This window comes from Hoylesella timonensis 4401737 = DSM 22865 = JCM 15640, assembly GCF_000455445.1.
GTDB lineage: Bacteria > Bacteroidota > Bacteroidia > Bacteroidales > Bacteroidaceae > Prevotella > Prevotella timonensis.
In genome coordinates this window covers 287,966-311,842 of record NZ_HG417092.1, presented here as the reverse complement: position 1 = coordinate 311,842, position 23,877 = coordinate 287,966, and the positions used below count along the sequence as shown (strand labels likewise).

General features: G+C 45.5%; 18 protein-coding genes. 14 read left to right on the top strand and 4 right to left on the bottom strand.

Translation table 11 applies throughout. From position 1 onward, the window contains the following. The first annotated feature begins 34 nt into the window (after positions 1 to 34). The 4 genes from BN35_RS04740 to BN35_RS13605 all read left to right on the top strand — a co-directional run bounded on the left by BN35_RS04740 (position 35) and on the right by BN35_RS13605 (position 7,234). Entirely contained in the window at positions 35 to 3,271 is a 3,237-nt protein-coding gene (locus BN35_RS04740) for a SusC/RagA family TonB-linked outer membrane protein (RefSeq protein WP_374188030.1), read from the top strand. Positions 3,272 to 3,288: 17 nt separating this feature from the next. Further along, on the top strand, positions 3,289 to 5,358 hold the full coding sequence (locus tag BN35_RS04735; protein ID WP_028901079.1) for a RagB/SusD family nutrient uptake outer membrane protein: 2,070 nt from the start codon (positions 3,289 to 3,291) through the stop codon (positions 5,356 to 5,358). A 51-nt stretch (positions 5,359 to 5,409) separates the two neighbouring features. Further along, on the top strand, positions 5,410 to 6,912 hold the full coding sequence (locus tag BN35_RS04730; protein ID WP_229039113.1) for an arylsulfatase: 1,503 nt from the start codon (positions 5,410 to 5,412) through the stop codon (positions 6,910 to 6,912). Positions 6,913 to 7,000: 88 nt separating this feature from the next. Next, a complete protein-coding gene (locus BN35_RS13605; protein ID WP_145992935.1) occupies positions 7,001 to 7,234 on the top strand; it encodes a hypothetical protein in 234 nt (77 codons plus the stop codon). Here the strand turns inward: BN35_RS13605 and BN35_RS04725 are convergent. The 3 genes from BN35_RS04725 to BN35_RS04715 form a co-directional block, all read right to left on the bottom strand. Next, complete coding sequence (locus tag BN35_RS04725; RefSeq protein ID WP_025072581.1) at positions 7,214 to 8,437, bottom strand: BaiN/RdsA family NAD(P)/FAD-dependent oxidoreductase; 1,224 nt, start codon at positions 8,435 to 8,437, stop codon at positions 7,214 to 7,216. The genes BN35_RS13605 and BN35_RS04725 overlap by 21 nt on opposite strands. A 12-nt stretch (positions 8,438 to 8,449) precedes the next feature. Further along, a complete protein-coding gene (locus BN35_RS04720) occupies positions 8,450 to 9,493 on the bottom strand; it encodes a ribonucleotide-diphosphate reductase subunit beta (RefSeq protein WP_004351072.1) in 1,044 nt (347 codons plus the stop codon). 119 nt (positions 9,494 to 9,612) lie between these two features. Further along, positions 9,613 to 12,132, bottom strand: a complete 2,520-nt coding sequence (locus tag BN35_RS04715) for a ribonucleoside-diphosphate reductase subunit alpha (RefSeq protein WP_025072580.1) — start codon at positions 12,130 to 12,132, stop codon at positions 9,613 to 9,615. A 180-nt stretch (positions 12,133 to 12,312) separates the two neighbouring features. Here BN35_RS04715 and BN35_RS13600 point away from each other — a divergent pair, with 180 nt between their 5' ends. From BN35_RS13600 to BN35_RS04670, 10 genes are all read left to right on the top strand, one after another. Continuing rightward, the gene (locus BN35_RS13600) at positions 12,313 to 12,687 is read left to right on the top strand and encodes a hypothetical protein (RefSeq protein WP_145992934.1); all 375 of its coding nucleotides are present in this window, start codon (positions 12,313 to 12,315) and stop codon (positions 12,685 to 12,687) included. 64 nt (positions 12,688 to 12,751) lie between these two features. Next, positions 12,752 to 13,171 (top strand): PaaI family thioesterase, encoded by a 420-nt coding sequence (locus tag BN35_RS04710; protein ID WP_025072579.1) that lies wholly within the window; start codon positions 12,752 to 12,754, stop codon positions 13,169 to 13,171. Next, positions 13,164 to 14,258: an isochorismate synthase gene (locus tag BN35_RS04705; RefSeq protein ID WP_025072578.1), complete on the top strand. Its 1,095-nt coding sequence runs from the start codon at positions 13,164 to 13,166 to the stop codon at positions 14,256 to 14,258. The genes BN35_RS04710 and BN35_RS04705 overlap by 8 nt, the downstream gene beginning before the upstream one ends. 257 nt (positions 14,259 to 14,515) lie before the next feature. After that, positions 14,516 to 16,228, top strand: a complete 1,713-nt coding sequence (menD, locus tag BN35_RS04700; RefSeq protein WP_028901080.1) for a 2-succinyl-5-enolpyruvyl-6-hydroxy-3-cyclohexene-1-carboxylic-acid synthase — start codon at positions 14,516 to 14,518, stop codon at positions 16,226 to 16,228. Positions 16,229 to 16,234: 6 nt separating this feature from the next. Further along, a complete protein-coding gene (menB, locus tag BN35_RS04695; protein WP_028901081.1) occupies positions 16,235 to 17,062 on the top strand; it encodes a 1,4-dihydroxy-2-naphthoyl-CoA synthase in 828 nt (275 codons plus the stop codon). A gap of 125 nt (positions 17,063 to 17,187) precedes the next feature. Next, complete coding sequence (locus BN35_RS04690) at positions 17,188 to 17,742, top strand: four helix bundle suffix domain-containing protein (RefSeq protein WP_025072577.1); 555 nt, start codon at positions 17,188 to 17,190, stop codon at positions 17,740 to 17,742. A 4-nt stretch (positions 17,743 to 17,746) separates the two neighbouring features. After that, positions 17,747 to 18,814 carry an o-succinylbenzoate synthase gene (locus BN35_RS04685; protein ID WP_374188029.1) on the top strand — a complete coding sequence of 356 codons (1,068 nt, stop codon included), beginning with the start codon at positions 17,747 to 17,749 and terminating at the stop codon, positions 18,812 to 18,814. Further along, positions 18,811 to 19,893 carry an AMP-binding protein gene (locus BN35_RS04680; RefSeq protein WP_028901082.1) on the top strand — a complete coding sequence of 361 codons (1,083 nt, stop codon included), beginning with the start codon at positions 18,811 to 18,813 and terminating at the stop codon, positions 19,891 to 19,893. The genes BN35_RS04685 and BN35_RS04680 overlap by 4 nt, the downstream gene beginning before the upstream one ends. 499 nt (positions 19,894 to 20,392) lie before the next feature. Beyond that, positions 20,393 to 21,961 (top strand): LTA synthase family protein, encoded by a 1,569-nt coding sequence (locus tag BN35_RS04675; RefSeq protein WP_309546457.1) that lies wholly within the window; start codon positions 20,393 to 20,395, stop codon positions 21,959 to 21,961. Beyond that, positions 21,961 to 22,668, top strand: a complete 708-nt coding sequence (locus BN35_RS04670) for a phosphatase PAP2 family protein (protein WP_025072574.1) — start codon at positions 21,961 to 21,963, stop codon at positions 22,666 to 22,668. Before BN35_RS04675 ends, BN35_RS04670 begins: the two co-directional genes overlap by 1 nt. Before the next feature lie 30 nt (positions 22,669 to 22,698). Here the strand turns inward: BN35_RS04670 and aroB are convergent, their stop codons facing one another. Further along, complete coding sequence (gene aroB / locus BN35_RS04665; protein ID WP_028901083.1) at positions 22,699 to 23,751, bottom strand: 3-dehydroquinate synthase; 1,053 nt, start codon at positions 23,749 to 23,751, stop codon at positions 22,699 to 22,701. Between the last annotated feature and the right edge of the window lie 126 nt (positions 23,752 to 23,877).

Genomic DNA, 23,877 nt, shown 5'->3' with positions numbered 1-23,877 from the left:
GAAAGACACGGATGTACTGCAAGTTCTGACTGATTTGCTTGCCGGCACAGGGTACACCTATTCTGTGAATGGAAGTTATATTCTGATACAACCCGTACGGAAAACTCAAAAGAACTTGCGAACGATTCAGGGTATGGTTGTAGATACCTCTGGTGAAGCAATCGTAGGAGCCGTTGTTAAGCAGGCAGGAGCTAAAAAAGGTGTGGTAACCGATATTGATGGGAAGTTTGTCATTGATGTTCCAGAGGGTGCCATGCTGACGATTTCCTATGTAGGAATGAAGGAAACAGCAGTGAAAGCGACCGCTGGGATGAACGTTATTTTGGAGAGTAATATCGAAGCACTTGACGAAGTCGTTGTCGTAGGCTATGGTACCCAAAAGAAGGCAAATCTCACAGGGTCTGTGGCACAGGTGAAAATGGAAGACGTCTTGGGCGACCGACCTGTGGTAAGTGCTGCTTCGGCATTGCAGGGAGCCATGCCCGGACTCACCATTGGTGGTGGTTCTGGACCGGGTGTGGCAAAGTCTCTTAACGTCAGAGGTACGCTGTCCATCAACGGCGGTGCCCCATTGGTGCTTATAGACAATGTTGAAGGCGACCTGAGCACACTAAACCCTGACGACATTGAAAGCGTCACTGTGCTGAAAGATGCAGCCAGTTCGGCAATCTATGGAGCGCGTGCAGCAGGTGGTGTCATACTTGTTTCGTTGAAACATCCCAAGTCCAACGAACACTTCTCAGCCAACTATAATTTCAATGTGGGGTGGGAACAAACCGCAAACTTCTTGAAGCAGTCGTCACTCAGGGAATATCTTAATGCCTACATGGAAGCGGGCTATTCCAATTCGTATTGGGCTGGCAATGGTGAAGTGTCCAAGTGGCGTGACTATCTTGACAAATATAATCAAAATCCTTCTTCTGTTTCAACGGTAGGAGACGGTATCTTCCAGGATGCAGATGGAAAGGTGTATTGGCTGAACGAGAATGACTTGGCCAAGAATATGATGACAACAGGTGCCATTCAAAACCATAACCTGACGGTTTCAGGAGGTACAGACCGTATCAGATACAGGCTTTCTGGTAGTTTCAGCAAGGAAGATGGACCCTTGATTACCAATAAGGACATGTTTGAACGCAAGACAATCAACGGATTCATAGCGGCTGATGTTTTGAAGTGGTACACGCAAGAGGCCAACATCTCGTACACAAATTCTGATCTCTCAAAACCAGAGGTTGTCGGAAACATGAATCACTATTACACAACAAGGCTGATAAATTATTATCCAGAAGGTGACATACCAGGCAAAATATTGGGAACTAATGAGAGTTTGCCCTCGCAAACACCTTCCAACATGATACGGTTGGCTCCTGTCTCTCATGAAGAGAAATCCGTACCACGCATCTCGCTCCGTTCCATTTTCAAACTCTTGCCTGGTTGGATTATCACAGGTGAATACACCTACAATCGAACAGACACTCATTATCAGTTTTATTCGGACAGGTTTCGCTTTGCTGATGTTCAGTTGGCCGCAAAGAATTCAACGGAGAAAGGACAAGACTTTTACAGAATGTACGACACCACTGCGAAATACAATGCTCTGAACGTTTTCTCCAATTACGAACATACATGGGGAAACCACGCCTTCAAGGCGATGTTTGGTTTCAACCAAGAGGAGTATTATTATCGGTACTTCTATGGAAACGTATTGGCGCAAGCCACTCCAAGCGTGCCATCGTTTGAAGGTGGAACGGGTGAAAAGAAAATCATAGACAAGTATTCTGAATATGCCATCAGGAGTGGTTTTGCACGTTTTAACTATGTGTATGCCGATAAGTATTTATTTGAATTGAACGGCAGGTACGATGGTTCGTCCAAGTTCCCGAAAGATAATCGGTTTGGATTTTTCCCGTCTGTAAGTGCCGGTTGGAGATTGGGGCAGGAAAAGTTCATGAGTGCGTCCAAGTCGTGGCTGGATGATCTTAAGTTGCGTGCGTCTTATGGAACAGTGGGAAACCAGCGTATCGACCCCTATCAGTTCACGCCTACAATGTCTGTAAACAGTGCAGGTACTTACATTTTAGATGCAGGAGGGAAGACTACTTACATTACCTCACCGGGACTTGTAAGCAGTAGTTTTACATGGGAAAAAGTAACTACCTTTAATGTTGGATGCGACCTTTATGCTTTCAACAACCAGCTTAATGCTACTTTTGACTGGTATAACCGTAAGACCACAGGAATGTTAGCAGCGGGTATAGAGATTCCCAAGGTAGTGGGAACGACAGCTCCCTTGCAAAACGTGGCCGACATGAAGAACCAAGGATGGGAGTTGAGTGTAGCTTGGCGCAGCAATGTAGGCAACCTAAACTACAGGATAGGACTAAACGTTTATGATAGTTGGGCAGAGATTACCAAGTTCAACAACGAGTCGCGGCTGTTGTCAGATTACTATGTAGGGCAGCGTATAGGAGAAATCTGGGGATATGAGGCTGATGGCTATTATGCCATTGGTGACTTCGACCGAGATGCGGCAAGAAAGGGAACCTGGGTGCTGAACAAAGGAGTGACCAGAATTAATGGCTACAACCCGCAGCCAGGCGACATGAAGTTCAAGGATCTGGACGGTGATGGTGTTATTACCGCTGGGGAAGGCACCGTGGAGAAGGCAGGCGACAGGAAAGTTATAGGCAACAACGCCTCGCGTTATCAGTTTGGTATGAACATAGGTGCCAGCTACAAGGGCCTCAGTCTCGACGTATTGTTGCAAGGCGTTGGCAAGCGTGACTATTGGCTGGGTGGGTCGGCTCTGTTTCCTTTTGCTGGTGTTGATGCTGGTGATGCGGTATTCCAACCGCTCTACTATAACCAGACAGACTATTGGACAGCTAAGAGCTACGATCCCAGCAGCCCAGACTACATGGTGGCTGCCAATCCTGGCTGCGAGTTATTCCGTATTTACGACCAAGGCAACAACATCCGTTCAAACACAAGGATAAGTGATAGGTATCTCCAGAACGCTGCATACCTGCGCGTCAAGAACGTCACTCTCTCTTACCTTCTTCCAAAAGAATGGATACACAACCTGTTTATTCGCAGTGCCAAGGTGTTCCTTAGCATGGAAAACTTGGCCACTTTCACATCTTTGCCAAAAGGGTATGACCCAGAGGGAACGGCCGCTGGCTCACATGCAAATGCTTTAAGCAACGGGATTTCCTGGACGTATCCTTATTATCGTACCATCTCAGTTGGTGCAAGCATTACTTTCTAACTCAACAAGCAAATAACATGAAAAAGATTATATTAACCTTATTGGTCATGGTGGCGCTGTCTTCTTGCAATGATGCCTTCTTGGACAAGTATCCTGTCACGGACATGATAGAAGACAATGCCTTTTTGGAAAACGACAACTTCAAGGCTTTTATCAACCCATGCTATGAGATGTTTACCAATACGACTATCCGTACCAGTATAAATCGCTGTTATGTCAACGCACAATTTTATGGGGATATGTACGGAGGCTTGGTAACCCATCGGGACAACCAGCGAAATCCTTATGCCTACCAAACGGTGATGCCCACTACCGACGGGGGAGGATGGGACTTCTCATACATCCGTCGTATCAACATCTTGTTGAGCCATCTTGGTGACGGACACCTTACAGCGGCACAAGCAGCACATTGGCGGTCGGTGGCTTATTTCTTTTCTGCCTATTGGTATATGGAGCTGGTAGATCGTTTTGGCGACGTACCTTGGGTAAACAAGGTGCTGAGTGAGAACGATGAGGCAGCGTATGGGCCACGTACGCCTCGAGCCGTGGTGGCAGATAGCATCATTGCCCGTCTGGAATACGCCGCAGACAACATCGGGACGCAGCACGACGGTGACAACACCATTACGGCACATGCAATAAAGGCGGCATTGTCTCGTTTCTTGTTAAGAGAGGCAACGTGGGCTAAATATCACGGACTGGACGAACCTTACGAGGCTTATCTCCACAAATGTATCAAGGTATCCAAGGAACTAATGGATGCCTATCCTACGCTGTACAAAGGATGCGGCAGTGAGAAAGAAGATGCCGCAGGCTACGGTGAGCTCTGGACCACAGAGAACTTGAAGGGTGTGGACGGCGTTATACTGGCCAAGGAGTTTGTAGACAACATGCTGATGCACCGCTATAATGATTACGAACACATAGCCGCCAATGCCGCCGATGTGCCGCAATATACAGTAGATATGTTTCTGATGAAGAACGGCTACCCCATTGCAAACCCCAAGTCGGGCTATCAAGGTGGAAAAGGCAAGGATATGTGGGACACTTTTGCTGGTCGCGACCCCCGATTGTACCAAAACATACAGCCTCCTTATGTAGTGGCGCCAAACAATGGAGCAGCGGATAATGTTCACTCATTCAGGAGTTGGCGATTTTTGAAGGCTGGCGACAACAATCAAGGTCATGTAGTGACAGCCGCCGAGGCAGCCAAATATCGTTTCTACATCGACTACATGGGCGTCAACGACCAGTGTGTAAGAGGCGGCATGTATGGTGGAAAGGGCATGAAGAGATGCCCTGGACAAAACTGGGGAGCTGCTCTTACACCAGTAAGTCCTAACTTCACCACCGATTCGCGAGTCCCCTTTATGAGGTGCCGCACGGGATATTATTTTTGGAAGAATTACGATATGTGGGAATTCTCTACTGGTTCATCTGCTTTTTGCACTGCCGACAAGCCTATCTTCAAGATAGAAGAGGTATTGCTCAATTATGCCGAAGCCGCATGGGAACTTGGAATATTCAACCAGTCTGTTGCCGATGCGACCATCAACAAGCTGCGTTTACGTTCAGGAGTTGCACTCATGAAAGTAGCTGAAATAGATGCCGACTTTGACCCTGATAGAGACAAGGGCAATGCTCCATGGTGGACAGGCAAAGGTGGCAAGTTTGGCAATTACAACGTAGACCCTGTGTTGTGGGAGATCAGGCGAGAGCGTCAAACAGAACTCTTTGGCGAGGGGTTCGCATTTTATGACGTTCGCCGTTGGGCAAAGGCTGCCTATTATGTCAACCGCCAGCCCTGCGGACTTTGGACCACAGCGCAAGACAATATCTATGCACCCAGAAAGAATAGTTATTCTGGACAGTTTGTCGATTACGAGAAGATACAGTCATCTGGCAAAGCCAGTGCAGAAAACAACACGGTGGGAAGTGGTTGGATTTATACCTATGAAAGTCCGTTGGTGGCAGGCGGTTGGCTGGATGCGTATTACCTCATGATGGTACCCACAAGCCAAATTGTGCTGAATCCTAAACTGACACAGAATCCTGGTTACAACCAGCTGTTTGGATTGACAAAATAAATAAACATGAAGCACTTTGATATTCGAGAAAACATCATGGTTACAGGTGTAATGGCATTTGCAGTTACACCTGTAATGGCAAAAGGACACCCTAAGGCCGCAAAGCTAACCAAACCTAACATTATTTATATTATGTGCGACGATATGGGTTATGGCGATTTGGGGTGTTATGGGCAGCCATACATCAGCACACCCAACATCGACCGCATGGCCAGCGAAGGCATGCGCTTTACGCAGGCCTATGCCGGTGCGCCTGTAAGTGCACCCTCAAGAGCAAGCATGATGACTGGGCAACACACTGGGCATACTGCCGTCAGGGGCAACAAAGAGTATTGGCGTGACGTGCCATTGGTAACCTATGGCATAAACAAAGACTATTCTGTTGTTGGTCAGCATCCCTATGACCCCAGCCATGTGATTCTGCCAGAGATAATGAAAGACAATGGTTATCGAACAGGGATGTTTGGCAAGTGGGCAGGAGGGTATGAAGGCTCGGTGTCAACGCCCGACAAGCGAGGCATCGATGAGTTTTATGGCTACATCTGCCAGTTTCAGGCTCATCTGTATTATCCAAACTTCCTGAACGAGTACAGCAGGCAGCGGGGTGATACGGCTGTGAGAAGGGTGGTGCTGGATGCAAACATACGCTATCCTATGTTTGGCAAGCAGTATGCTCTGCGTACACAATACTCTGCAGACATGATACATCAGCGTGCCTTGCAGTGGCTCGACAGGCAAGACGGGAAACATCCTTTCTTTGGTATCTTTACTTATACCCTGCCTCACGCTGAGCTGGTGCAGCCCGATGATTCGCTGGTAGCATTCTACGAGCGTAAGTTTTTCGAGGACAAGACATGGGGAGGAAACGAGGGTAGCAGGTACAATGCTGTGACACACACGCATGCCCAGTTTGCTGCCATGATTACCCGGTTGGACATGTATGTGGGACAGATATTCAAGAAACTAAGGGAGAAAGGTTTGGACGAAAATACGCTTGTGGTGTTTACCAGTGATAACGGTCCCCATGAGGAGGGTGGTGCCGACCCCGATTTCTTTGGGCGAGACGGCAAGCTGCGAGGCTTGAAGCGACAATGCTACGAGGGGGGCATCCGTATTCCTTTCATCACATGGTGGAAAGGACATATCAAGGCGGGTACAAGCACCGATTTGCAGGTGGCTTTTTACGACCTGATGCCTACTTTCTGCGAGCTGGCGGGTGTAAAGGATTATGAGAAAAAATACAGGAACAGAAAAGTAAAGACTGATTACTTCGACGGTATATCGTTTGCCCCAACGCTGCTTGGGCGAGTGCAGACCACTAAACACGAATATTTGTATTGGGAGTTTCACGAGACCAACCAGATAGGCGTGCGTATGGGAGATTGGAAGATGGTGGTGATAAAGGGCACGCCACACTTATATAACCTTGCTTCCGACCTGCACGAAGACCACGATGTGGCTGCTTTGCATCCAGACATTGTAAGGCAAATGGTGCAGATCGTACAGAAAGAGCATGTGGATAGTAGGCTGTTCCAGGTGACCTTACCTGAGTAAGAAAAGACTGAAACTGGCTTTGTGATTTTTGGGTATGACGCAAATTAAGACTCAGCCAGTGGTGGCGTGTGTCATGTAGGGTGCGGCGTTGCTGAATGTCGCACCCGCTGTGGCGGTGGGCTGTAGCCTGCATGTGCTGTTAGTGCTGCTGTCAACTGATAGGCCTGTGACGGGAATTGACCAGCAAGTGAACGCAACCTACCGCAACGAACTTTTATTCAAAGGGAGGTTTGACAAGATGGTTTATCCTCGTGTTCTTCTATTTCTTAGTAGAAATGAGGTGCTGTGGTTGATGGTTATGTTACGTATTCGTCAGATTTAGTCCAGCGACATAGCCCATTGTCCATGCCGCTTGTAGGTTAAATCCCCCTGTGATGCCGTCGACATCGACCACTTCGCCTGCAAAAAACAGATTTGGACATGCCTTGCTCTCTAACGTAGTAAGGTTGATGCTCTTCAAACTGATACCGCCACAGGTAACAAACTCTTCTTTCCAAGTACCTTTTCCTGCTACGGTGTATGTGTCGTTAGTGAGAGTTTCGGTCAACTTATAGATACTTTTGCTTCCCAACTCATTCCACTTTTGCTGAACGGAGAATCCTGCACGCCCAATCAAATAGTTCCACAAGCGTGCGGACAACATGTAAGGTCGGACGGAGTGCAGTTGCTTTTGTGCATTTGCCATGGCGGTTTGTCGCAGTGTGTCTGCTACAATTTGAGTATTGGTGGTGTGAATCCAGTTGACTGAAACATCAAACTGATAGTTGCGCTCGTTGAGTATTCGGGCGGCATAAGCCGACAATTTGAGCGTTGACGGTCCGCTCAATCCCCAATGCGTGATAAGCAGTGTGCCTTCACTTCGCAGTTTTGTGCCAGGAATGGATAGATAGACGGGGTCTACGCAGATTCCCATTAGTTCTGTAAGACGTTGCTCTTTAATGCTGAATGTAAACAATGAAGCACATGGCGGTTCTATTTTGTGTCCTATGTCCGACAGATATTGCAGTTTTTTCGCATGCGGTGTTCCTCCTACTGTGATAGCTACACGGTTAAAAACCAATGGCTCTTGCCGTACAAAATACAACTTGATGTCTCCATTTTCCAGTGGAGTAATCTTCTTTACACAATGCTCTGTATAGATGTCCACACCCCATTGCTGTGCCAATCCCATCAAGCAATCAATGACAGATTGTGATGTTTGTGATTGTGGAAACACGCATTGGTCAGCCTGTGTGGTGAGTTTAACCCCATTATCCTCAAACCATTGGTACGCATCTTGATAGCCAAAGACCTTAAACAAGCGTTTCATGAGCTTGTCGCCGCGTGGGTACACCTGCTTCAAGTCGGTTACTTGTGCGAACGAGTTTGTGATATTGCAACGCCCACCACCTGTCACAGCCACTTTCGCCAACACCTTTTTCCCTTTCTCAAAGATGCAGACGTTGGCATTCGGCATTTGTCTTTTGGCGGTGATGGCAGCCATGAAGCCAGCTGCGCCACCACCAACAACGGCAATACTGAGCATGTTTATTCGCGCTTATAGGTCGTCTTCAATGGCTGTACTCTTAGCGTATGCCGTACTTTTTGCCTCAAAGAAGTCGGTCTTTACCATGTTCGGGTCAGAATATTGCGCTACCCATTTCATGTCTTCGGGTTCTTTTTGATTGTCCTCATACAGATAATCAAAGCCCAGGCTGTGCCAACGCAGGTTCCCCAGATAATGAATGTAGTCTGTCACCATTTGCGCATTGAGTCCTTGAATGTCGTTTCCAATCACATATTGTCCCCATGCAATTTCCTGACGAACGCCCTCTCGCATCATCTCTTCGTACACTTTCACTTTTTCGGGCGTAAACATTTCGGGCTCTTCTTTTTTCAATTCTTTGATAATGTTTCTGAACAACCACAGGTGAGTGTTCTCATCACGGTTGATGTAGCGTATCTCTTGTGCCGACCCGGACATCTTTCCGTTGCGGCTGAGATTGTAGAAAAACATAAAACCACTGTAAAAGTAGATGCCTTCCAAGATGAAATTGGCAATACAGGTCTTCATCAGTGCATACAAATCTTGCTTTTCATGAAACTCGTTATAGCAATTTCCGATGAAGGTGTTGCGCCTTAACAGATGCTCATCTGTTTTCCATTGATACAGAATGTCATTGCGTTGCTCGGGGCTGCATATCGTGTCGAGCATGTAACTGTAACTCTGACTGTGCACGCACTCTTGAAAAGCCTGTATGTGCAGGCATAGGTTTACCTCGTTAGCTGTGATGTATTCGCACAGTGAAGGCAGGTTGTTGCTTTGCAGGGAATCGAGAAAAACCAAGAAACTCAATATCTTGTCGTAGGCAGTGCGCTCGGCTTTGTCCAGTCGTGGATAGTCTTTTGTGTCTTGGGTGAGGTTGATTTCTTCTGGAATCCAAAAGTTGTTCATCGCTTGCCTGTACCAATCGCTTGCCCATTGGTATTTCATGTTGTTGAAATCATTGAGGTTGGTGGTGTTTCCCCCAATCATTCTTCTCAATCGTAGGTCTGTATCTCCGTTTGGATTGAATAGCGAATTGCGCTTTAATTGTGTCATATTTTTTTAGTTTACGAGTTGATAGTTTACGAGTTTACGAGTTTATAGTTTACGAGTTTACGAGTTGATAGTCTGCTTTTTACCCCATTAACTTGTCATCACATCAATTTGTTTCTGCCTTATGAGGCGCAGCTTTCACACTCTTCTACCTCTAACGATTTGCTTCGGATATAGTAGATAGTTTTCACACCGCAGTGCCATGCCAAGGTGTACAGTCCCAACAGTTGCCGCATGGTATAATTATTGGTGATGTATAGGTTGACACTTTGTGCTTGGTCAATATGTTTCTGTCTTATTCCTGCGGCTCTCATGCTCCACGATTGGTCTATCAGGTATGCGCTTTTGTATACCCAATAGGTTTTATCCGATAAGCTTGGAGCAACTCGGGGCAACATGGCACCCTTCTTTTCTTCCAAGAAGAACCGTTTCATCACAGGGTCTACGCCTGCCGTGGTGGCTGCGATGATGCTTGTGCTGCTGGTGGGTGCGATGGCTAAGAGGTAGGCGTTGCGCATGCCCTGTTGGCTTACTTTCTTGGCAAGTGCTTTCCATTGGGGCGATGTATATTGTCGCTTGGTGAAGTATTCGCCTGTTTGCCAGTCGCTACCCTCAAAGTATTTGTAGCTTCCCTTTTGCTTTGCTATGTCCGAACTGGCTTCAATAGCCAGACGATTGATGCGCTCAAACACTTTGTCTACGAACGACAGATGCTCTTCGCTTTCCCATTTGATGCCCCTTATGGCCAACGCATGATGATAACCACTCACGCCCAAGCCGATGCTTCGATAGGTGCGGTTGGTGATTTGTGCGAAAGGAAGAGGGTAAAAGTTCAGGTCTATCACGTTATCCAAAGCTCTTACCACACTTGACACAACCTCTCTCATCTCTGTTTCGTCTTCCAGTTTCAGGTGTCCCAACGACAAACTGGCAAGGTTGCACACTACGAAGTCGCCCGGTTTCACGGTTCTTACCACTACGGTGTCGCCCTCTTCGGTGCGTATCTCGTTTGATATTTCCTCTATCTGCGACATGTTTTGTGCTATCTCCGTGCAGAGGTTAGAGCAGTAAATGATGCCTTTGTGGTGGTTGGGGTTGGCCCTGTTCACCGTGTCTCTGTTAAAGGTGAAGGGAGTACCCGTCTCCACAGCCGATTTAAGGATAAGTCTGACAATCTCTTTTATAGACATAACTCTTCGTGAAATGTTGCTGTCATGCACGCAATCCCAATAGCGTTTCTCCCACTCCTCACCGTAGAAGTCCTCTAAACAATAGCCTTTGGCGGTCATCACCTCATTGGGACAGAACATATACCAGTCTTGGTTGAGATTTTCTTCCGCCATTTTCCAAAACAAATCGGGGTAACAGATGGCGGGAAAAATGTCGTGTGCTTTCATCCTGTCATCGCCATTGTTGGTGCGAAGTTGTAAAAATTCGGGTAAATCCTTATGCCATACGTCCAGATAAACAGCCACCGCACCCTGTCTAACGCCTAACTGATCGACGGCAACGGCCGTGTCGTTTACTAATTTCATCCAACGAATAACGCCACCTGCAGCACCCTTGAAGCCTCTTATCCTGCCGCCAGCAGCGCGCACCTTACCAAAGTAGAGTCCCATGCCACCGCCAAACTTGCTCACTTGCGCAAAGTTGTCTATGCTTCGGTAGATGCCTTCCAAACTGTCGGGAACGGTATCAATGAAACAACTTGACAGTTGGTGAAATGGTTTACGCGCATTGGAAAGGGTGGGGGTTGCCATGGTTACTTGTAGTTTGCTCAGCATGTTGTAAAAGCGTTGTACCCATGTCATGCGGTCTTGTGGTTCGTTCATCGCCAAATGCAAGGCTATTCCCAAGAACATTTCTTGCACACTCTCAATGGGACTGTTATCAAAATTACGAATCACATAGCGTTTAATAAGTAGTTCCAGTCCCGAGTAGTTGAGCAAGTGGTTGCGACTGGCATCCATAAATGTTGCCGCTTGTTCTATTTCGGCTTTGCTGTATTGTTGCAAGATATATGCGCCATAAAGATTTCTGTCAGTCAAGAACTTCATCTTGTCATACAGAGACATCAGTCCCTCACTGTCTTCAAAGCGTGCGATGCGTTTGTTGAGTTGGTAATTGAGCAGTCGGGCTGCAATGAATTCCCATTCGGGAGCCTCTTGTGTGGTAAGCTCCACCGCTGCCTTGATAAGCGCATCCATGCGTTCGGTGGCTGTCATGCCTGCTTTGCTGAAACTGGCATACTTGTCAATGAGCAGCAATATACTATATTCTTTGTCTGTATAGTCTGCGGCAATGTGTTTCAATACCTCTGTGATATGCTCGTCTTGCAAATCTTCGGCGATGCGCCTGTAAGTGCGACGTATCTCGGTTCGCTGCCATCTGAACAGGATAAAACTCTTAGCTTCGGCGTAATAACCGTTTTTCATCAGCGCCTTTTCCACCTCATCCTGAATGCTCTCCACATTTTGCTTGATGTGGTTGGTACAAACGATATCTTCTACCGATTGTACCATTTTGTAGATGGTGGCGTCGTCTATCTCGTGTTTCGTACTGATAAAGCTCTTCTTGATGGCCGTGGCAATTTTCTCTTTGTCATATTGCTCGGTAGAGCCGTTACGTTTAGTAATATCCATTGGTTGTTATAATAATAAGTAAGAGTTGTGATGTTGTTTCTGCAAAGTTAATGAAATGCGTTGGAAGAAAAAATTATATCTTGTACTTTTTACAGACAAAAGAATAAGTTGGGTAACGAGAAGTGGTTTACTGATTGGTGCTTACCCATAAAAGTAAAGTATAGTTAATAATTCTTTAATATGTTAATCGAATTCGTTTTATTTTACAAAAATAATTCTCAAAATAGAAAAAGAAGTTGCCCATTTAGGTGCAAAAATAAGGCTTTGCTCGCTTGTCTCTATCACTTAATCTTGTTATGTCAATGGGATAGGGCGGTTACTCCATTGAGTTTGTCCCACTATCTCCATGCTTTTGCGTGCTTATTTGCACCAAATAAGGGCAGTTTGGGCATGAAAGAGGCGTTTTTTATAAGCAATTTTATGGGATATGATTGCAATGTTGTTTCTAATGTATTGGTGGTCAAAAAGATAAGTAAACTTGTGCGTGCTTCTCGTATTTTAGCAGAAGAAGTTGTGTCAATGCTAAAATGCGCTGTATTTTTGTTAAAAACCTAATTTAATATTTTGCCAATTCTATCATTTTTTGTAATTTTGGAATAAATAAGAAACGATTGCGACCATGGATATAGAAAAAATTAAAGACATGATAGCGTGTTGTGATGGACTGTCTAACACACTCGGTATGGAATTCTTGTCCACTCCCGAGCCTGATACTTGTATGGCTCGAATGGAAGTAAACCATAAAAATAAACAGATATTTGGTTTCTTAAGTGGTGGCGCCACCTTGGCTTTGGCGGAAAATTTAGCAGGAGTAGGCAGTATGGCTATATGCCCCGACAAAATTTGTGTAGGTATCAACGTCAGTGGCAACCATGTGCGAACAGTGATGGAGGGAGAAACGGTTACGGCATTTGGCCGACTGCAACATCAAGGAGCAACGCTGCACCAATGGCATATCGAGATAAAAAACGCTCAAGAAGAACTCATTTCAACTGTGCAAGTTATCAATTATGTGATGAACAAGTCTCAGAATGAATAGTTTTGCGTATTATAGACTGCCCGATAAAAGGCATTTTATAAAACTTACCCAAAAGAATGGAGAGCCTGAGACTTACTTTTCATTAACAGATTTGAATGGAAAAGAGGGCTTTGTGCTTGTTCCTTTCACGATAGATGCGGCGCATCCCGTCGTGTTGATTCATCCTGAAACGAAAGAACGGGTGTGCGTGGGCGATTGTTTTGCAAGGCTGCGCAATGGCTGCGGAGCGGCGGTATTGGCTTCATCTTGTGATGACAGGGAACGGTATGGCGAGGCTTTCCGTTGTTTTCATCAACAGCTCAAAGACGGAAAGTTAGCGAAAATCGTGTTGGCTCGTCATGAAGAAATACCGCACTCGGCACAGGTGGATGCGGAAACATTGTTCTTGGAGGCGTGCCGAACATATCCTCATCTCTGCATTATGTTGGTGTCAACGCCCCAGACTGGCACATGGCTCATGGCTACACCAGAGGTGTTGCTCGACGGTGACGGGGAGATATGGCGCACCATGGCTTTGGCTGGCACGATGAAAGCGGAGGAATTGGCACCTGATGCTGACCGCTCTTCTGTCAGTACGCCATGCGTGAATGGCGATGGCATGAATGATTGGTCGGCTAAGAACAAGCACGAGCAACAGTTGGTTGCTACTTATATCCAACAATGTCTGTCACCTTTCGCCGATCAACTTACCCAGCGAGGACCTTATACCGTTCAGGCAGGTGACTTGGTGCATCTGCGCAGTGATTTTATGTTTAGCCTTCATGATACCCAGTCCTTGGGATCTCTACTCGAGGCGTTGCATCCTACACCTGCTGTGTGTGGGCTGCCAAAGACTGAGGCACAGCGTTTCATCCTTCAGCACGAGCATGCCGACCGCTCTTATTATAGTGGATTCGCAGGCTTACTCAATCCAAATGGCGAAACTCATCTTTATGTTTCACTTCGATGTATGCAAATTTTAGAGAATAGTTATCGTCTCTATGCTGGCGGAGGACTGCTCCTTAACAGCGTAGAGCAACAGGAGTGGGAAGAGACTGAAGCGAAAATGGAAACGATGAAGGCTGTTACTTTGAACTTTGAACATTGAACTTTGAACTTTATGATTAGTAAAGCTATTAACGTGATAACTCAAAAACTCACAAACTCAAGAACTAAAAAAAATAATCAACTCGTGAAATTGAACTTTGAACTTTGAGCATTGAACTTTATGATTAGTAAAGCAATTAACGTGATAACTTAAAAACTCACAAACTCAAGAACTAAAAAACAATCAACTCGTGAACTCGTCAACTTGTGAACTCGTCAACTATTAACTTGTAAACTTGTCAACTAAACACTTCCTTCATGCTCTATTCAGATAAAGAGAACGTAAACATACTCACCGCATTATTAGTGGCACACGGCGTAAAACACGCTGTGGTGTGTCCCGGTTCGCGCAATGCACCCATTGTACATAATTTCAACGAATGCCCCAACATCACATGCCACCCTGTGACAGACGAGCGGTCGGCTGGATTTTATGCCTTGGGTATGGCTCAAATCTTAAGGCATCCTGTTGCCGTTTGTGTCACCTCGGGTACGGCGTTGCTTAATCTTTTGCCAGCTACGGCAGAGGCTTATTATCAACATGTGCCTTTGGTGGTAATTTCGGGTGATAGACCTGCGATGTGGATTGACCAACAAGACGGACAAACCCTGCCGCAGTTGGATGCCTTAGGGCGTTTTGTCAGCAAGGCAGTCTCGTTACCCGAGCCTTCTACTGATGATGAACGGTGGTACTGTAATCGATTGGTAAACGAAGCATTGCTTTGTTGTCAGCGGCATGGTGGCAGTCCGGTACACTTGAATGTGCCCATTTCAGAACCCTTGTTTACGTTCAATGTACCAGCGTTACCAACCGAACGTGTTATCCGACAGATAGCGGCAACGACCGATGTGGCTCACTGTCAGCCGCTTTTGGCGGATGTCCAATCGGCTAAGCGCCCGATGATAGTCGTGGGACAGTTAAGTAACAAAGAGGCTCGGTGCATGGCTTTGCAATTATGCGAGTTGTCAACGGATGTGGTAGTTGTGTACGAATGTCTCGGAATGGCTTGTCATGAGGATGCGCCTCGCTATCCCAATTCACCAACCGAAGGGCTTTTTCCCCTACATATAGATAAGGTTTTGGCGCGCATGCAGCAGGTAGAACAATATCAACCTGATGTAGTGGTGTACCTTGGAGGAACGTTGGTGAGCAAGCGTTTGAAAGCTTTTCTGCGCCAATCTCCAGCTGCCAAGACTTGGATTGTCAATGAGCAAGGGGCGATATATGATACTTTTCAAAACTTGACAGGCGTGATTGAGGGTGCACCGAATGATGTCTTGGAGGTAATCTTGCGGTATGTCCGTGGGGAAAAAGAAAAACAAAGACAGCCTTTTGAGTCTGTTTTTCGTTCAAAGTGGGCAACGTTGATTCAACAAGTGCAGGCGCAGAATGAGCGTTTCCATCCTCCTTACTCTTCATTGCAGGCTGTAAAATTACTTTTTGAGACCGCAAGTAACAAGGGCAGATATATCCTCCATGCCGCCAACAGCATGTCTGTTAGGTTGGTTAACCACTTTGCCAGCGATTATGTTTTTTGCAATCGGGGTGTCAACGGCATTGATGGGAGTTTGTCAACGGCAGCAGGTTGCTCGCTGGTGACAACTCAAAACGTGTATTGCGTCATCGGTGATTTGAGCTTCTTTTACGACCAAAACGCCCTGTGGCATAGCTTAGGGGGCAATTTCAGAGTGCTGTTGCTGAACAATGGGGGTGGGGTTATCTTCCAAAGTTTGCCAGGTTTGAAAGATAGTACGGCTCATCAGACATTGATTTCTGCCCAACATCATACATCGGCTTGTGGGATTTGCCAGCAAAACAACGTGGCTTATCTTTCGGCACATGATGAGGAAGAACTTGAAAATAACATGAATCACTTTGTGAATGACAACTTTGACCGCCCCGTAGTCTTTGAGGTGTTTACCTCGCAACAGCAAGATGAACAGGCAATGAACGAATACAAACAAGTTTAATTTGATATGGAAAAAAGACAATGGAAGTCTATTGACGGCTTCAACTTTAAGGAAATCCTCTTCGAGGAGTATAACAGAATTGCGAAGATAACAATCAATCGTGAGCGTTATCGCAACGCTTTTACGCCGCTCACCACATGGGAAATGTCGCAAGCCTTTGCCTATTGCCGAGAGTGTGCGAGCATTCGTGTGGTTATTCTCACGGGAGCAGGAGACAAAGCGTTTTGCTCTGGTGGCGACATGCATGTGAAGGGACGAGGTGGATATGTAGGAACAGACGGCGTGCCACGGCTCAACGTGCTGGACGTACAGATGCAAATTCGACGGCTGCCCAAACCTGTGATTGCCATGGTGAATGGCTATGCCATCGGAGGTGGGCATGTGTTGCATGTCATGTGTGACCTGACGATTGCCAGCGAGAATGCCATTTTCGGACAAACGGGACCAAAGGTAGGGTCTTTTGATGCGGGTTTTGGCGCTTCCTACTTGGCTCGAATGGTGGGACAGAAGCGTGCCAGGGAGATTTGGTTCATGTGTAAGCAGTACTCGGCACACGAGGCAGAACGTATGGGCATGGTGAACAAGGTGGTGCCATTCGATGAATTGGAAGACGAATGCGTGTCATGGGCGGAGACAATGATGCAGCGTTCGCCCTTGGCGTTACGCATGATCAAGGCTGGACTGAATGCCGAGTTGGACGGACAGGCTGGTATTCAGGAGTTGGCAGGCGATGCTACCATGCTGTATTACACCATGGACGAGGCGCAGGAGGGTGGAAAAGCATTCTTGGAGAAACGCAAACCCGACTTTGATAAGTATCCGCAGTTTCCCTGAGAGCAATTAACCAATTACCTAATTGGCCCAATTAGCCTTATTAGGCTAATAAGGCTTATTAGCCCAATAGGCCTAATAAGGCCAATAAACCCAATAATAAAATAACCACTAAAAATATTAAAGTCATGCAAACCAACCAGTTTTTGCCGCAAAAAGGTAATTATCAAAACTTAATTGTTTATCAAAAAACCGAGTGCATCTATGACATTACCTTTTATTTTGCTCACCACTTTTTGGCAAAGAACGACAGAACGGTTGACCAAATGGTGCAAGCAGCTCGCTCGGGGAAACAAAATATAGCTGAGGGGTGTGCTGCTTCAACAACTTCTTCAGAAACAGAAATAAAGCTCTTGAATGTGGCTAAGGCAAGTTTACAGGAGTTGTTGATAGATTATCAGGACTATTTACGGGTGAGAGATCTTGCTATATGGGATGTAAACGATGCTAAAACAATACAGACCAGACGTGTTTGCGCACGGCATAACGACTCGGCGTATTATCGAAACGCTATCAAGGAAAGAAGTGATGAAACCATTGCGAACATTGCCATTACGCTCATTCATCAAGCTGATATATTCCTTAGAAAATACATTGATAGGGTGAAAGATGATTTTGTGAAGCAAGGAGGAATCAGAGAGCAAATGTCGAAAGCAAGAATTGATTATAGAAAAAGTCATTAAAAAGATGAATATGAGCTTATGTTATGCTGTCAGTCAGCGCACACTGCACTTCAAAAATCCTGCCACTACCTCACGGAGAGTGTACCAAACACGCAAGAGTTACTATGTAACCCTTTGGCGTGAAGACCGTCCTTCCGTCAAAGGGGTAGGCGAGTGTGCCACCTTGTCTGATTTAAGTTGTGACGTTTGTCCTGATTATGAACAAATATTAACCGAAGCGTGCAATGAGGTGGCGCACGAGGGAAGTATCAACTACGAGCGTTTGCGACCTTATCCGTCAATACTCTTTGGGTTGGAAACAGCGTTGGCGCAAATAAAGGCAAACGGAAGTGCTGCCTTGTTTGACACCCCTTTCGCACGAGGAGAGGAGGGAATCACCATCAACGGCTTGGTGTGGATGGGTACATTTGAGGAAATGGTGCGTAGGATGCAGGAAAAATTGGAGCAGGGTTTTCGTTGTGTAAAATTGAAAATAGGGGCTATCGACTTTGAGAAAGAATTAGAACTGGTACGCGCTATCCGTTCGCATTTTACCTCAAAGCAAGTTCAGTTGCGCCTTGATGCCAACGGAGGTTTCGCACCCGATGAGGCTCTCGCAAAGTTGGAACAGTTGGCTAAGTATGACATTCATTCGATAGAGCAACCCATCAAGCAGCATCAGTGGCAGCAAATGGCGCTCTTGTGCCGTGAGTCGCCCATTCCTATCGCACTCGATGAAGAACTCATTGGTGTGAACCAGCGACAAGAAAAAGAAGAGTTGCTCAATGCCATACGCCCACAATTCATCATTTTAAAGCCTTCGTTGCATGGCGGTATGTATGGAACTGAAGAATGGATAACGTTAGCAAGACAACGAAGCATAGGTTCATGGCTCACCAGTGCGTTGGAGAGTAATGTGGGATTAAATGCCATTGCACAACTTGCCGCAAAGGTTTATGGACCGCATGTCACCTTCCCACAGGGCTTGGGAACAGGACTTCTGTTTACGGACAACATACCTATGCCGTTGGAAGTGAGAGGAGATCAGTTGTGGTTCATACCGACAAAGACATTAAATGGAGGTAAAAAATGACTTATCAAGAATTTATCAGCGAATGGAATAATGAGGCACAGACCATCCATGTGCAAACCAGTGGGTCGACAGGTGCGCCGAAGAAGCTGAATGTAAGGAAGGACAAAATGATTGAAAGTGCCAAGATGACGTGCAACTTCCTTGGATTAAAGCCTGGTGACACCGCATTGTTGTGCATGAATCTCGACTATATTGGCGCCAAGATGATGGTGGTTCGCTCATTGGTCAGGCAACTTCATTTAATACAGGTAGCTCCTTCTGGTCATCCATTGGCAACGGTTGACGTTCCGATTACCTTTGCCGCCATGGTTCCCCTGCAAGTATTTAACTCGCTGCAAGTACCCGAAGAACGGGAAAAATTGCGCCAAATCAAACATCTTATCATTGGCGGAGGGGCTATTGACGATGTCTTGGCAGCCCAACTACATGACTTTCCTCATGCGGTATGGAGTACATACGGCATGACCGAAACCCTTTCACACATTGCCTTACGCAGACTGAACGGTCTCGAGTCTTCCAGTTGGTACACGCCCCTGCAAGGAATAAAGGTATCAACGAATGCCGATGACTGCTTGGTTATTGACGCCCCGATGCTTTGTGACACGCCGATTGTGACGAATGATATTGCCGAAATCCGAGAGACAAGTACTTCTGAGGGGAAAAACACCCTTGCTTTTCGCATCATTGGTCGACAAGATAATGTGATAAATACGGGTGGCGTGAAGGTTCATGCAGAGGAGTTGGAGAACCTGATGCGTAACTTCTTGACCTTTCCTTATATGATAACCAAGCGAAAGCATGCTAAATTTGGCGAAATTGTTGTACTCTTTGTTCAAATGGAACTATCTGATTCTCGACAACAAGCAGCTTCCCAAAGTCCTCAAGCTTTGTTGCGAGTCCTTCATAAAATATGTCATCGAACCCTTCCTCCTTACTGGGAACCACGTTTATACATTGCTGTGGATAAGATACCTATGACTGCGAATGGCAAGCCCAATAGAGCCGAAGCGCTTCTTATGGCGGAGACATTTAACTTTCCTGCAACCCATGTCTATGATTTAGATAAGGTTGAAGCGTAACCCTCGTAGTAAGGAGCTGGTCAATCGTTCATGGGTACAACTAATATCACATAATCTTTCTTTAACATTTTGTACTTCGTATAGTTCTTTATACTTTTGCATACTGTTGCTGTCTGATTCAATTCCTAATGGTTATCTTTGTCCTTATCAGTTGAAGCTTGTGTGATATGAGTGCGAAGTTAGAACAGATATACAGGGAAATAATATTTTTTATATGGTGTCAAAAATCCTTTTTGGTAAGAAAATAAGCTGGTTACTCACAATTTTTGTGTTATGGGTGGTCGTTTTCGTATTACAAAAGCCTTTCTTTCTGCTATTTACAGGTGAAGGGTTATCAAGTTTATTTGCAGTTCTTTGGCACGGTTTGCCGTTAGATTTATCTTTGGCGGGCTATATAACAGCAGTTCCTGGACTTCTCATATTGCTTAGTTCTTTGCCTTTCTATAAAGATCATACATCGTTCGTCAAACGAGTTGTTTCAAGCATCTATCGATGTTGGATGGCATTAGCAGCAGTCTTAGTTTCGCTGTCGTTTGTGGCTAATATTGCTTTGTATCCTTATTGGCAATTCCCACTGGATGCGACACCCCTGTTTTATATTGTTTCTTCTCCCAAAGATGCAATCGCCAGTGTTAGCTATTGGCAATTGCTACTCGGATTGACAGCAGTCATAGGGATTTCTTTTCTTATATACTCCCTGTTCAAAACCATAGGTCGTTGTTTCTCCACGACGCTATGTCAGCCTGTCTCTACTTTGCATTGGCTGCTTCTTCTCGTTTTCGTAGCAGCCTTGTTTCTACCTATACGAGGAGGATGGTCGGCGTCTACGATGAACACAGGCAAAGCTTATTTCTCGAATCATCAACGACTCAACCATGCCGCTGTTAATCCGTTATTCTCCTTTATGGAAAGTGTGACACATCAACAAGGTTTTTCTTCGATGTATCGCTTGATGGATGAGCAGAAAGCACATCAATTAGTATCGATGATGTTGTCCTCTAAAAGCGAGGCTGACTCAACAGTTTCCTCTTCTTTCCTAACCATACAACGCCCCGATATCTATTTGATAGTGATGGAAAGCTTCTCCGATACCTTGATGAGTGCTGCCAGCGCTACTCCCGGACTCAATCGTTTGAAAAATGAAGGCGTATATTTCTCCAACTTTTACGCTAACAGTTTTCGTACAGATCGCGGTTTGTTGTCTATCTTGTACGGCTATCCAGCTCCAGCAACTGTAAGCTTAATGAAGTATCCCAAGAAGACTGCCGCCCTTACATCCATGCCACAACTCTTGAAAAAAGCTGGTTGGGATTTGCAATATTATTATGGTGGCGATGCCGACTTTACCAATATGCGCTCGTTTCTTATCAATCAAGGCTTTTTGCAGATTGTTGAGGATGTTGATTTCCCTGTGAGTCAACGTACAAGCAAATGGGGAGTACCAGACCATTTGTTGTTTCAAAGGGTGAAAAGAGACCTTCGGCAAACAAAGACCTCCACACCTATTTTGCGCGTTATTCAAACCTCCAGCTCGCATGAGCCTTTTGATGTGCCATTTTATAGACTTAATGACAAAGTGCTGAATGCCTTTGCTTATACAGATAGTTGTGTGTCTGATTTTCTTAAATGCTTAAGATCTTCTCCACAATGGAACCGTTCTTTGGTAATTCTGCTGCCCGATCACTTGGGTGCTTGGCCATTAGACATTGATAATTTTTCTTTTACACGCTACCATATTCCTATGATATGGACTGGTGGGGCAGTGCGCCAGCCGCAGAAAGTCGACACATTTGCATCACAACAAGACTTGGCAGCCACTCTGTTAGGCACCTTGGGCATAACTCATGAGGCGTTACCATTTAGTAAAGATATGTTTAATCCAGCAGCACCTCATTTTGCTTTCTTTATGATAAACGATGGGTTTGGACTCATGGATGCGCATCATGGGGTGACCTATGATTTTAAGCGACAACAAATCGTTCATGCTTTTGGAGACAAACAGCAACAATATGTGCAGGCAGGCAAAGCCTATACGCAAACAATTTTTAACGATATAGCTACAAGATAATGACAGACAACTTACTTTTACTCATTCATACGTTGGTACACTGGGATACCTTGGCAACCATTTGGCTGAATGGAGGACATACAGACTATTGGGATAACTTCATGGAAATTTGCACCGGGCGGTTCGTATGGATTCCGTTTTACGCTTCTTTGGTGTACCTGATGTATAAAAAGTTTGGTTGGAAAGACGCTTCGGTATTCTTCATACTTACTATTTTGCTGTTGGTTTTGAACGACCAAACCAGTTCTTCTGTTATTCGACAAGCTGTTTGCAGACTTCGTCCTGCCAACTTAGACAATCCTATCTCATCAGTGATACAGATAGTAGACGGATATCGAGGTGGAAAATATGGCTTTCCGTCGGCACATGCTGCCAACTCATGGGGATTGGTGTTTTTGATGATTTACCTTTTTAGGCTAAGAACTTTGAGCGTTTTATTGGTAGTATGGGCTTTGTTGTTATGCTATTCTCGTTTATATATGGGTGTACACTATGTTGGCGACTTGTTGGCAGGCGCCTCGTTAGGACTCCTCAATGCCACACTTGTTTGTTTTACCGTGTGGTGGTATGTACGCAATTTTGCTCAAAGGCATAGGGCGACATCCGTGTCTCAATACACCAAGTACATACCTATCGCAGTATGCGTGTTCTCTGTCGTCGTCATGCTGATTTTAGCCTCGTTTTATGACCCCAGTATTGGGCTTTAATCCCTCTTGTAAGAATAGCATTTGGTGTGCTTAGTTTCCCTCTCTTAGAAAGTCCAAAGCTTCTTTGATTTCTTCAACCGTGGCTGTCTGGTCTGTCTTCACTTTTCCTATATTCTCAAGCAAAGTAAAGTTGATGGTGTCTCCTACATTTTTCTTGTCATGCTTCATCAGTTGGATAAGCGCATCATAGTCATGACAGGTGATAGGAAGTGTTCCGTAGTTCTCGCGAATAAACTGGTTCAGCTGGTGCATCTTGTGGGTAGGAAACCCACATTTAAGGGCACTCAAATACAATTCGCATATCAGTCCGTAGGCAACCGCATAACCATGTAGTACGGGAGTATGTTTCAATGACCAAGACTCGAAAGCATGTCCAAAGGTATGACCTAAGTTGAGTGCTTTGCGTAGACCTTTCTCATGAGGGTCTTGTCTCACAATGCCCTCTTTTATTTTCACCGACTCTTCCACCATCTGTTGTAGGAGCTGGTAGTCAATAGGGTGCTCCAAACTGAACGAAAGTAACTGAGCAAACCTATTTTCATGAGCAAGTAATCCATGTTTCAGCATCTCTGCATAACCACTTCGCAGGTTCTCCAAATCCAGTGTCTGAAGGAAGCAGGTGTTGAGGATCACAAAGTTCGCATCGTTGAAGACCCCAATTTCGTTCTTCAGCCCATTAAAATTAAAACCTGTCTTACCACCCACTGAGGCGTCTACCATTGCCAAAAGGGTAGTGGGGATGTTGATGAATGAGATGCCACGCTTAAAGGTTGAAGCGGCAAATCCACCAATGTCGGTGACCATTCCACCTCCCAAATTGATAAGACAAGAATGGCGAGTGGCATGGTTGTTTTGCAGTGCTGTCCAAATTTGTTCTACTGCGCGCAGGTCTTTGTGCATATCGGTGGGGGCAATAGTAATGAGTTGTGCCTTCTTCAGTATTTCCAAATTTTGTATTCTCGTCCAACAGTGTTCTCTTGTGGTGCTATCTGTGAGTACAAACAGATAGTCGGGTTGGCAGTCTGCAATAGCTTTGGTAAGGTCTGTTTGTAAATGATGAGAGATGATGATGTTTTGATTCATGCTATATTTGCTTGATATACGCTTCGTGTGCCTGCAAAAATACGAAAAAATGTGGGCATCTCTCAATTCCTGTAAACATTTTCTCTGTTTTTTGCATTGCTATCTTTTGAGTTTATTTCTTATCCC

Bases quoted from the DNA above. Each gene is read 5' to 3' on its own strand.
- BN35_RS04675 (WP_309546457.1), top strand. From the start codon at position 20,393: ATGGCATTAGCAGCAGTCTTAGTTTCGCTGTCGTTTGTGGCTAATATT.
- BN35_RS04670 (WP_025072574.1), top strand. From the start codon at position 21,961: ATGACAGACAACTTACTTTTACTCATTCATACGTTGGTACACTGGGAT.
- BN35_RS04715 (WP_025072580.1), bottom strand. From the start codon at position 12,132: ATGGATATTACTAAACGTAACGGCTCTACCGAGCAATATGACAAAGAG.
- menB (WP_028901081.1), top strand. From the start codon at position 16,235: ATGGAAAAAAGACAATGGAAGTCTATTGACGGCTTCAACTTTAAGGAA.
- BN35_RS04690 (WP_025072577.1), top strand. From the start codon at position 17,188: ATGCAAACCAACCAGTTTTTGCCGCAAAAAGGTAATTATCAAAACTTA.
- BN35_RS04730 (WP_229039113.1), top strand. From the start codon at position 5,410: ATGGCATTTGCAGTTACACCTGTAATGGCAAAAGGACACCCTAAGGCC.
- BN35_RS13600 (WP_145992934.1), top strand. From the start codon at position 12,313: ATGTTAATCGAATTCGTTTTATTTTACAAAAATAATTCTCAAAATAGA.
- BN35_RS04705 (WP_025072578.1), top strand. From the start codon at position 13,164: ATGAATAGTTTTGCGTATTATAGACTGCCCGATAAAAGGCATTTTATA.
- BN35_RS04685 (WP_374188029.1), top strand. From the start codon at position 17,747: ATGAATATGAGCTTATGTTATGCTGTCAGTCAGCGCACACTGCACTTC.
- BN35_RS04735 (WP_028901079.1), top strand. From the start codon at position 3,289: ATGAAAAAGATTATATTAACCTTATTGGTCATGGTGGCGCTGTCTTCT.
- BN35_RS04720 (WP_004351072.1), bottom strand. From the start codon at position 9,493: ATGACACAATTAAAGCGCAATTCGCTATTCAATCCAAACGGAGATACA.
- aroB (WP_028901083.1), bottom strand. From the start codon at position 23,751: ATGAATCAAAACATCATCATCTCTCATCATTTACAAACAGACCTTACC.
- menD (WP_028901080.1), top strand. From the start codon at position 14,516: ATGCTCTATTCAGATAAAGAGAACGTAAACATACTCACCGCATTATTA.
- BN35_RS04725 (WP_025072581.1), bottom strand. From the start codon at position 8,437: ATGCTCAGTATTGCCGTTGTTGGTGGTGGCGCAGCTGGCTTCATGGCT.
- BN35_RS04710 (WP_025072579.1), top strand. From the start codon at position 12,752: ATGGATATAGAAAAAATTAAAGACATGATAGCGTGTTGTGATGGACTG.
- BN35_RS04680 (WP_028901082.1), top strand. From the start codon at position 18,811: ATGACTTATCAAGAATTTATCAGCGAATGGAATAATGAGGCACAGACC.